Origin of the sequence: Nostoc sp. T09 (assembly GCF_002154695.1) — a bacterium.
Taxonomy (GTDB): Bacteria; Cyanobacteriota; Cyanobacteriia; order Cyanobacteriales; family Nostocaceae; genus Aulosira.
Genome location: NZ_MTAV01000127.1, coordinates 54,183 through 64,038, shown reverse-complemented (window position 1 = coordinate 64,038; position 9,856 = coordinate 54,183). Strand labels below are relative to the sequence as shown.

Below are 9,856 nucleotides of genomic sequence, written 5' to 3'. Positions count from 1 at the left end.
GTAGATCGTAATGCTTTTCTCTTTGGCTGGACACCCCAAGCAGAACTATGGAATGGTCGTTTGGCAGCTATCGGTTTTCTCGCCTATTTGTTGTGGGATTTAGCAGGATTTAGTGTTCTGCGCGATGTATTGCATCTCATTGGCTATTAAGTAATAAGTTCCCATTTAAACTGCATACCTACTCTGTTAGAAACCCACTGAGGCGTTTATGTTATTGGTCATTTGTGTTTACAAAGGACAAATGACCAATAACAAATGACGATGAGTAGTATTCATTCTGGTCTTAATAGACGAAACCAAAATCGAGAACCGCCTTCAGCACGGGGTAAATAACCAATCTTACCTCCCCAACGTTCAACTGTAATCCGGCAAAAATAAAGTCCAAGTCCGGCTCTACCTGATTTATTTTTACCTTGAGCAAATTTTTGAAATAAAGTTTCTGCAATTTCTGGTGCTACCCCTGCACCCCGATCGTCAACTGTCACCAGAACAGATGTTTCATCTTGTTGTAAATCAATTTCCACAGTAGAATCCGGTGGGCTATGGCGCATTGCATTTTCTACTAAATTTGAAATCACTCTATCTAAACGCGAGCGATCGCCAACTACTTTCCAGTTTGCTGTCAAGTCAATATTGTTAGCAAGCTGTAATTGCATGTTATTGAGCGCAAAAGTAGGAGTTAACAGCTTGATTACCTCTTGTACAGCAGTCAGAATATTGGGTGCTTGTTCAGAAGCGAGTGTAAAAGCTTCCAGCGATCGCATTTCAGCCGAGAATGCATTTAATATTTCCCGAATCAGCATTTCTTGCTTAATTGTCTGTTCTCTACCAATTTCTAACCATTCTTCTCCTTTAGGTGTTAAATTTTCAAATTCCAGCAGAGCTAGACAACAATTAATACTGCTTAATTGTCCTGCTATATCGTGAATAATACAATGAATCAAAACTTCTTTTTTTTGTTTATCCTTGAGTAATTGTTGATAGTTTAATTGATTCTCTCTTGCTTTTTGAATAACGTATTGTTTTTCTTTATAAGAATCTTCTAATAATTCAACTAATAAACACTTTCTATTGTTTAAAGAAATTGCTGATGCTTCAAAATGGTATTCTTGCCCAGCTAAATCACGATCAGTCCAGAACCCAGAACTCAGTTTTGTAGAGTTATTATTTTGCCAAAATTCTTCAGCATCAACTAAAAAATTTTCTAAAAAAGGAAACTGTTCCTCTGGGATTAAGACCTTTACACCTGATGTAACTCTAGGATGACAAAAGCGCCTTAACCAATTTGGAACTTTCCCAGTCACTTTAAAAGAGCCGGGATTAAGCCGCTCTAACACCAGAATATTCAGGGCTGCGAATAGGTCGTCTGTGATAGAGTCAGTCATGAGATTACGCTACAATAAATTAATTTTTTGTGTAAATTACTGCTTTAAAATTTTAGTTAATTTTTCTTGCAACAAGCCAAATTCATTGACTTGTTGTTGAATGAATGCGCAATGTTTCTCATCCCAGGTTGCATCTAGGAGTAATACCCAATCACCTTCCTCTGAAGGAAAGAGATGGACATCTGCACAAATACCGTATTCGGTTTTTATCCGTGGTAGAAATATAGGAAAATCGTCTAATGGCAGTAGACCTTCTAGAAAAAAGGCCTGTTCTTTGATATTTCCCCCTTCTTTTACGTTAGTTACTCCGTATGCTGCTAGTTTTCCCCCCCAAGCAGACAAGCAGCCATCTTTGTTGACTAAAAGATAGGCAAGTGAGCGTTCTTCTAGAATAAAATTCAATAAATAAGCAATAACAGGAGTGGGGAAATTTAGCATTTATCCATCCATTATTTTCTCAGCCAGAGTTTGAAAAACTTCTGCAACACCTAGATCATTTTTAGCACTGGTTTTCATCACAGTCCAACCTTTCTGCTTAATTGCGTCGATTTCTACAGGATCAATCTCCCACTCCTCTGTCAAATCCCATTTGTTCAGTATCAAAATAAAAGGAACCTTACCAATAGCCTCTTCTACTCTTGTTTGCAGATCAAAGGCTTTTTCGAGAGTATTTTTACGGGTGCCATCTACTACTAATAAATAGCCAGATGAACCTCGTAAGTAAGACATGCGCACTTTTTGAAATTCATCTTCTCCATACAAATCCCAAAGAATCAGGTTGATCGTTATTTCTTGTATATTTACTGTTTTCTTATCAATTTTTACGCCTACAGTAGTATGGTAATTTTCCGAAAAAATGCTGCTAACAAATCTTGCCACTAAACTTGTCTTACCTGTGGCAAATGCACCTACCATACATATTTTTTTCTGGAGCATAAATTGATAATTACTTCAGTTAGAAGTGTCGCTTATGAATATTTTGAAGGATACTTTGCGATTAGCTTCTTGTGCCGATTCTGGTTGTAAAGATAGATTAGAAGCTATACCCACACCGTTAAAGTTACTGGTGTTAATTCCTTGGGAAGTTAGATAAGATAAGATTTTATTGGCGCGGGCTTTGCTAAGGAAATTGTTTCTTATTTCTGTTCCAGTGGTACTACTGTGTCCTGTAATTTGCAGACGTATATCTTTACCGAGATATATAGCAGTATCTAAAAGCTGATTTATTTTTATCACTAGATTAGTGAGTTTATTAGCTTCACCTGGAATCAACTCTGTTGTTCCTTCTGCAAAAAATAGCGTTTCTTGTTCAATCTGCTGTTTATATAGCTCTAGTTGGCTAAGTTCAATTTCCTGAAGATTTGTGTCATTAAATTGACTGATCCCGGGAATAAAACGCCATAATTTTCGTGTTTCTAAAATCCATTGGCGAGGTGCAGAGCCAGTGGCATTGAGAATGCCATTGTTGTCAACTTTTAATGATACTGTTTTTGGTGGTAACAGTAGTTTCTCAGATCTTATAGTAACCAATTGTGGATCTAATGAGATGTAAGATCGCCACTGACTGCTGACCTTTTGGGGATTGAGATTTGCTTGCTGGATGAATGTTTTAGGGTCTACTGCTAAAGGATCGCGCATTCCAGAAATTAAATATTTCCCCTGATGCTGTTTAGTATTAACCACAACGATTCCTGGTTGAGACTCAAGTTTTTGGATATAGGAATGCCAACGGAATTGGTCTCTCAGCGTCAAAAAGCCCCAAATCCCACAAGCGATCGCTATTGTACCTAAAAGGCTCCACGCATAAGTATAATTTTTTTTAGGTGGAGATTTATAACCTTCTGCCAGGCAAGCTTCTAAATAAGGTCTACTAGCTGCAAATGGCTCTGTATCTCCATTAAAAGCATTAATTTCGCTACTCAGCTTCAAGTGAATTTTTTCTACTGCTTCTCGCAGAATTAACCTTAATTCTTGAGGTGGTTTTCCTCGAACAATAGCTGCTAGTACAGCTTGCGGGCCTTCTTCCACCCAAACGGTGAGTTCTCCAAACTGCAAACTTTGCAGTCCTTCGCTTCTTTCCACACTGAAAGAGTCTTTCACAAAATCCTGGATAGCTGTCAACATCGCTGAGACCAAATCCGGATCTTGAGTTGTTACCCTAGGTGCTACGAGATGTTGCAGCAATAATCCAGTTTGTTTATGAATCAGGAATACTTGTTCTACTCGATAAACCAGCGTCCGGAGCAGGATAATTTCGGCAAATGATTTCCCTGTCCTTCGTGCTTCTAGCCTCCATTGCAGACTCTGTGGTGATACGCTATGTTCTAGAGTTTGATTTAAAGATTGCATCATCTCCTCCATAGCTGCGGAAATCGCCTTGCGCGTGGCGGGTCCAACGATGGGAAAAAACGCTTCTGAAAGTATGTTGTGGTCTTGCTTGACCGAGGAATGAATCGCTGTTTCTACGGTAGATATTACTGCTTCTCCCAATTGTTTATCTTGCTTTGACCGCAAGACCACAGCTTCAGGAAGCAGGCGACTAATATCTTCGGCTTGAATTTGGGGATCATTTAAGCGTTCATAGAGTTTGTTAAGTTGACTCGGTTCAACACCGAGCAGCAAACTACGAATTGTACTTAATTCATCGCTGATTTTGAGATGACTATTTGCAGGTAAGTCTGTAGATGCAGGAATGCTCTCCAATCCAGGTGACTGCGTTAAGCTTTGGGTTTCTCTTATAGTTCCAGGGCTTACCGTAATGCTGGTTTGGCTACTATTAATGTTAATTTTAGGGGATTCTTTAGCTATTTCATTCGTGGATTTATTACTCATTTTTAAAATCCCCCAATTTCCAATTAATAACTATTTTTAGTCTATATACTTTTATAAATTTAGCAGATAAAATCCTTGCTATAATGCAGGTTTGTTTTTAATTTTTAATTAATAAACTTATATCTATTGTGAAAAAATGGATAATCAGCAAGGGGTTAGGAATAAACTCCTAACTCCTTGCTCTAATTATGAATTCGTATCAGAGTTTAGCCTGATAGCCAGTTCTGTAAACAGAGATGCAAGCTTAGAACGGTCAGTTTTCTCTCTACGCAGTTCTTGAGATTCCCGTTCTAGCAAAGTCAGTATTTCCTCATATTTTTGTCTAATATCATCTTGTAAGCTATTAGATTGGTTGAGGAGATGTTCGCGTAGTTCTCTTTGGCTATTAGTAGTTTGTTCATCAACTTGAGCAATTTTTTTCTCTAAAGAAATAGCAAGATTTCTCTGATCTTCAGCAAGTGATTTCACCCCTGCATCTCGTTCCAATTGCTCATTTTTTACACGTTCTGTTAAAGAATCAACTTCTTTTTTGATATATGTTTCTAAGTAATCTAAACGCTTTTTTGTCTCATCTCGCACGTTGTTTAATTCTTTAACTAGACGTTCTTCTAAACGTGCAAACCTTTTTTCAACCTCCCGTACCTGATTACCGAAAAGAATATCTCTGACTTTATCTAAACTGTTAATTTCGCTAAGATTCGTACCATTCAATTGTGGCTTGTTTATATCTTGAATTGATGCCCCTTGCCCTGGTTCTCTCAAATTACTATTGATGTATTCTTCAGGCGGGTTCATGAGTATAATCCTTTTTTATGCTGAAATTACTTATACTTATAGTTGTTTTACCAGATCCGGAGATCAGAAATCTCTCCGTAGGTAGCATCATTGAATACAATAAATGAAAGCATCCTCCTTCAGATATAAATTCATATGTCTGCTTGTTTAAATTTGTAAATATTAAGTAATGGTTAAAAATTTTCTTGTTTAGAAAAGGGTTTTGAGAATGTCAATCTCTAGCTACTCAGAGTAGAAAGCGAAACAACACATCCAAAGCCAAAGCCAAAGCCACGAATTGCAATAGCATCACTGGGATACTGTAGTGTAAAAATGTTTTAAAAGAGCCTCGTCCTCCATTCTGTCATTAGTTTAGTAATGACAGTCAGAAAAGTAATGACGCTCAGGATCGCTTGCTAATTTTCCGCACTATCGCTGTCACAGTTTATTGGCTTACATATTAGTTAAAAAAGCCACCTAAACTTAGGTGGCTTTTTTATAAAACTTAATTAGATGAATAGATACTGAAATTCACCCCAGAGTTTATTCATCAATACAACTAGGGATACCCAAAACAGCACAGGGAAAATCAGAACCTAGAGCCTGAATAATAGGATGATTAACAGAGCGACAACCTATAAATAGAATATCAGCAGCTTCTAATTCCACAACTTTTTTAAGTTCCATGCCAATAGTACCAAACCGCAAATGAGATTTAAAAGAACCCTGCCATTCCTCAGCTAAACTACGTGCTTGCCAAAGAATTTTGTCGGCTTGTTGCAGGACAGCTAACGATTTTTCTTGTAAATGTGGTGCGATAGCTTGTAGTTTTGGTTGAGTTAAAACGGGTGTGACAGATTTAGATACATTGCTTACTGGACATTCTAAAGGAGTGATATGTCTGGTAAAGCTTGAGATATCTGAATACTGACTCTTATACTTGTCTGCTACCACATAAACGGCTTGAACTGTTACTGGCTTGTTGGTAGCCAAGCGCGTTTGGTGAGCAATCCAAAAGGCTATATCTAGCGCGGTATGGCTCTTGGGAGATGCATCATATGCGACAATTAAGTTAACTGGTTTTGCTGTAGAAGCTTTTTTAGAAAAGGTTTTTTTTGGCTCTGGTAGCAATACCATTTGCTCAATTAAGTCATCTCGACCGATGGTGCTTTGAAGGCGCACTAACATTGGCTTGATTTTCACAGCGTAACTTCTCTCCCATGAAACAAATGACTAATGAGAAGCAGGGTAACCAATTTTGTCCTTTGTCCTTTGTCCTTGGTCATATGTTCGCCAATTCTTGAACCATGACTAATGACTAACGACTAATTAGTTAATAACTAAAATCGGTAAAAGAAACCCCAATAACAACTGGTATGAAAGCCAAAGTTTTGGCGGTTCCTTCCACTGCCGACGGAGTTAGCTGACGGGCTAAGACTGGAAGGTGTCTCTCATAAAGATTAGCCCCAAACATTGGTTCCTCCGCTTCAAATCCAAAATTTGCCGAATTTGAATTAGGCTACCCACTAAAAGCATGATAATCTAATTTACTCGTCTTGCGTAAAATAGCGATCAAGAAAATTCAAGGCGTGGTTGCGCAGTTCAAAATATTCTTTGGAGTTGCGCATAGCAGAGCGATCGCGTGGATGAGGAAAAGGCACTTCTAATATTTCTCCAATTGTGGCGGCGGGACCATTAGTCATTAATACGATGCGATCTGACATATAAATTGCTTCATCTACATCGTGAGTAATCATCATCACTGCTTGGCGATGCTTTTCCCAGATATCTAATACTTGTCGCTGCAATTTACCTCTAGTTAACGCGTCCAGCGCACCAAAAGGTTCATCCATCAGCAACATTTTTGGGCGAATTGCCAAAGCTCTAGCAATACCCACACGCTGTTTCATCCCCCCAGAAATTTCATCGGGATATTTATCAGCAGCCGCGGTCAAGTTTACCATTGCCAAGTGTTCATTTACAATGCTAATTTTCTCAGCACGATTGGCATTTTTTAGCACTTCATCTACAGCTAACCGGATATTTTCTCGTACTGTTAACCAAGGTAAAAGTGAATAATTCTGAAATACCATCATTCTTTCTGCTCCCGGCTGACGAATTTCTTTTCCATCTAGCCGTACCGAGCCAGAAGTTGCTTTTTCTAAGCCTGCTACAATTTTTAACAAAGTTGATTTACCGCAACCAGAGTGACCAATTACAGAAATATATTCGTCTTCTTCGATGGTGAGATTAACACCATTTAGTACTACAAAATTACCTTTATCTGGTGTCGGATAAGACTTGACTAAATTTTCAATTTCTAGAAATCCTGTGCCAGGCATAACTTTGTTGTGAGTATGAATAGGTAATGCGGTATATTCCATCATCAAATGCTCCTAATAATTTAGTCGTTAGTCAATATTGGTACTTGAAAATTAGGACATATAGAAACGAGTCGGAGAGTTAGCTCTAATTTCAAAACTATTTAAATAGCCCACAGGATCGCTGGGATCAAAACCTTTTTTATCGATGAATACTTCTGGAGGTTCTATTTTGTAGTCATCTTTAGGAGATTCAATACCCATTTCCGCAGCTATCTCACGATAAAGGTCTGCCCGCCAACCTTTTGCGGCTAGTTGTTCAGCATTTTTGGGAAATTCTTTAATTTGTCCCCAACGTGCTGCTTGTGTCATCAACCAGATACTTCTAGATCTCCACAAGAATGTCGAGTGTTCTCCTGGTTGTTTAGGAATGTTGTCAGGAATATCAAAGAAAATCGTAGTATCAGCAGCTTTAATGGTGCGGTCTTTGCCATCAAATCCACCATAGTTGTAATTGCCGATAATTGCTGGCCCTGTAAATTTAGTTATTGGGGCACCTGGCTTTTTAGGTTTTGCTCCTGTAAAGGAACGATCGGTTATTAGTTCGGCAACTTCCTGGCGGTTTTCTGGTTTGCTGCAATACTGGCAAGCTTCAATCATTGCCTTGACTAAGGAACGATAAGTTTTGGGATATTGTTCGATGAAAGATTCCATCACTCCCAATAGTCGATCTGGGTGTCCTAACCAGACTTCTTTACCTTGGGCGAAGGTAAAGCCGACGCCTTCGTTACCTGTAATTGCTCTAGTATTCCAAGGTTCGGCGACCATGTAGGCTTGCATGGCTCCAATGCGTACATTTGTTACCATTTGCGGAGGTGGCACGATGATGATGCGAAACTCTTTGAGGGGATCGACACCAGCCGCCGCAGAAATGTAACGCACAAAGTATTCGTAAATGGAAGAACTCAGCACTACTGCCCAAACTTTGTTTTCTGCGGATTGCTTGTCAAAGTAGCCGCGAAAATCTCTACCGAAAGCTTGTAGCGCACCATCGCCATATTTTTCTTGGTATTCGTACCACGGGCGCAGCCCAAAATCCCACATGGCTTTGTTCATCGTCATGGAGTTACCGTGGCGGTGAATTGTCATAGCGGCACTTAAAGGGGCATGGCGTGCGCCTTCCGCACCAATTCTGGCGTTGGTGACTGCACCGGATACGACAGGTGCAGCATCTAAGCGACCAAATATTACGCCATCGCGGGAAGTTGCCCAACTGGCTTCACGGTTGAGTTTGACATTTAAACCATATTTGCGGAAGAAGCCTTTTTTCCAGGCGATCGCAAATGGGGCGCAATCATTTACAGGTACGTAGCCAACAGTAATATCAGGCTTTTCTAAGTCTTGGGATCTGACAATCGGTTTAACTGCTAAGGCTTCTTCAGTTAGTCCTTTAGCAGAGCGATCGCCTGAAATTGTACAGGAGGACAGAGCCATTGAGGCGGTTGTTGCTCCCATTCCTAAGAGAAAATCGCGTCGAGTCCAGTTTTGATCAGCCATTTATGTGGCTCCAGCGGTGATTAATAGGGTAAATAAGCTCACGCAAAGGCGCAAAGCCGCAAAGGTTAAAAGCTTTTAAGGGTTTTGGCTTGAAAAAAACTAATTATTTAGCAGCTGTGGGACGATGGGTTACTAACTCTTGAATTTTGCCCACAGCGTAATCCAGAATTAATCCAGTTAAGCCAATTACTAATACGGCGAGAAAAACTGAACTCAGATTTAAACGGCTCCATTCATCCCAAACAAAAAAGCCGATACCGATACCACCAGTGAGCATTTCTACAGCGACAATTACCAGCCAAGCAATGCCTAAACTAATTCGCAATCCGGTAAAAATATAGGGTAGACTTGCTGGCCAAATAATTTTTGTAATTCGTCGCCAACGGGGTATTTCTAAAACTCTTGCTACGTCTAAATAATCTTGGGGAACGCTAGAAACTCCCAAGGCGGTGTTAATAATTGTCGGCCATAAAGAAGTAATGAAAATTACGAAAATTGCTGAAGGATCTGCCAAGTTGAAGATAGCCAAGGCAATTGGCAACCAAGCTAATGGTGATACTGGTTTAAAGATTTGAATGATGGGATTTAAGGCTAACATTGCCGATTTGGACATGCCAATCAGAAAGCCCAGAGGAATTGCCACTACTGCACCTAACAGAAAACCCAGCAATACCCTTCGCAAACTGGCGATCAACAACCAACCTATTCCTAAGTTACCCGGACCTCGTTCATAAAAGGGATTTAAGATGTAGTCCAGATTAGCAACTAGCGCCTCTGGAGGGGTGGGCATTAATTCGTGGTTGAAAAGCGCTACAACCCACCACAGTAAAATTATCCCTAAGAATCCTAAAGCAGGTAGTATGACAACATCCTTGACAATGACAGGCTTAGCTTTTTTCCAAGCTACTTGCCCAGCAACAGCAAAAACCGCAGCTAAATTTAGTTGCAATAACATTCACAACCTCAACATATGTTAAGCACGGGTAC

Annotated in this window: 10 protein-coding genes and 1 riboswitch; of the genes, 1 reads left to right on the top strand and 9 read right to left on the bottom strand. The window is 39.7% G+C overall.

Going from position 1 to position 9,856, the window contains the following annotated elements; all coding sequences use genetic code 11:
- Window positions 1-150: high light inducible protein (locus BV372_RS24420; RefSeq protein ID WP_086689081.1), on the top strand; the 150-nt coding region annotated here is incomplete at its 5' end.
- A 122-nt stretch (window positions 151-272) separates the two neighbouring features.
- Here BV372_RS24420 and BV372_RS24415 read toward each other — a convergent pair.
- The 9 genes from BV372_RS24415 to ntrB form a co-directional block, all read right to left on the bottom strand.
- Entirely contained in the window at window positions 273-1,385 is a 1,113-nt protein-coding gene (locus BV372_RS24415; protein ID WP_086689080.1) for a sensor histidine kinase KdpD, read from the bottom strand.
- 36 nt (window positions 1,386-1,421) lie between these two features.
- Window positions 1,422-1,823, bottom strand: coding sequence for a hypothetical protein (locus tag BV372_RS24410; protein WP_086689079.1), 402 nt, complete (start codon window positions 1,821-1,823; stop codon window positions 1,422-1,424).
- The gene (locus BV372_RS24405) at window positions 1,824-2,321 is read right to left on the bottom strand and encodes a Rab family GTPase (protein ID WP_086689078.1); all 498 of its coding nucleotides are present in this window, start codon (window positions 2,319-2,321) and stop codon (window positions 1,824-1,826) included.
- Window positions 2,322-2,336: 15 nt separating this feature from the next.
- The gene (locus BV372_RS24400) at window positions 2,337-4,217 is read right to left on the bottom strand and encodes an OmpA family protein (RefSeq protein ID WP_086689077.1); all 1,881 of its coding nucleotides are present in this window, start codon (window positions 4,215-4,217) and stop codon (window positions 2,337-2,339) included.
- A gap of 186 nt (window positions 4,218-4,403) precedes the next feature.
- Window positions 4,404-5,012 carry a hypothetical protein gene (locus tag BV372_RS24395; RefSeq protein ID WP_086689076.1) on the bottom strand — a complete coding sequence of 203 codons (609 nt, stop codon included), beginning with the start codon at window positions 5,010-5,012 and terminating at the stop codon, window positions 4,404-4,406.
- Between the two features lie 522 nt (window positions 5,013-5,534).
- Window positions 5,535-6,179 carry a universal stress family protein gene (locus BV372_RS24390; RefSeq protein ID WP_086689075.1) on the bottom strand — a complete coding sequence of 215 codons (645 nt, stop codon included), beginning with the start codon at window positions 6,177-6,179 and terminating at the stop codon, window positions 5,535-5,537.
- Between the two features lie 208 nt (window positions 6,180-6,387).
- Window positions 6,388-6,507, bottom strand: a riboswitch (cyclic di-AMP (ydaO/yuaA leader).
- Between the two features lie 31 nt (window positions 6,508-6,538).
- Window positions 6,539-7,375: an ABC transporter ATP-binding protein gene (locus BV372_RS24385; RefSeq protein ID WP_086689074.1), complete on the bottom strand. Its 837-nt coding sequence runs from the start codon at window positions 7,373-7,375 to the stop codon at window positions 6,539-6,541.
- Between the two features lie 51 nt (window positions 7,376-7,426).
- The gene (locus tag BV372_RS24380) at window positions 7,427-8,869 is read right to left on the bottom strand and encodes an ABC transporter substrate-binding protein (RefSeq protein ID WP_086689073.1); all 1,443 of its coding nucleotides are present in this window, start codon (window positions 8,867-8,869) and stop codon (window positions 7,427-7,429) included.
- Between the two features lie 103 nt (window positions 8,870-8,972).
- Complete coding sequence (gene ntrB / locus BV372_RS24375; protein WP_086689072.1) at window positions 8,973-9,824, bottom strand: nitrate ABC transporter permease; 852 nt, start codon at window positions 9,822-9,824, stop codon at window positions 8,973-8,975.
- Between the last annotated feature and the right edge of the window lie 32 nt (window positions 9,825-9,856).